Here is a 544-nt window from a genome sequence, read left to right on the forward strand (position 1 = left end):
TCCAGCTGTTCATCGACGCCTACAACCATGCCCGCCGGTTGAAGACGCTCCGCGGCCTCACACCCTACGAATATGTCACACGCATCTGGACAGAAAACTCGAGCCGATTCAAAATCGATCCGTACCGCCACTCCCCAGGACTAAACACCTAGCGGTTTGACCGCTTCCTCCACCATTTGATCCTTGCCTTCGTAGCCGCCGAACACGGCGAACAGGGGCGCGAGCGCCTTGGCTACGTAAGGTACGAGCGCCAGATGCGGTGTGTCCAGCGGGACCTCAACGAAGGCGTCGACGGTCGGCGTCGCAGTCGCCGCTCAGCCGAGCCCGATCGATCGGACCGGGTTGGCCCACCCCTGAATGTTTCGCCCCTCGAACGCAGTCCATCGGAAGGCGATCTCGGCCCGGTCGTCGGCGTTCCAGCCGGCAGCCGTGGCCATGCTGACGCCCACGGCAATCGCCTCAGCGATGCAATAGGCATCGTGGACAAAGGGTAGCCAGAGCAGGACTGAGGCGAGGCTAACGAAGCCGATGTAGGACTGGGTGG

General features: G+C 62.5%; 1 protein-coding gene and 1 pseudogene. One reads left to right on the forward strand and one right to left on the reverse strand.

What is annotated here, in order from left to right; genetic code table 11:
- A pseudogene (locus ACFX59_RS18430) lies at positions 1-152 on the forward strand (IS481 family transposase); the annotation flags it as partial.
- Between the two features lie 162 nt (positions 153-314).
- On the opposite strand, the gene ACFX59_RS18435 reads toward ACFX59_RS18430, so the two are convergent.
- The coding region (locus ACFX59_RS18435; protein ID WP_387434539.1) for a hypothetical protein at positions 315-544 on the reverse strand (230 nt) is incomplete at its 5' end.

Source organism: Sphingomonas sp. NCPPB 2930, from assembly GCF_042867205.1.
Lineage (GTDB): Bacteria > Pseudomonadota > Alphaproteobacteria > Sphingomonadales > Sphingomonadaceae > Sphingomonas.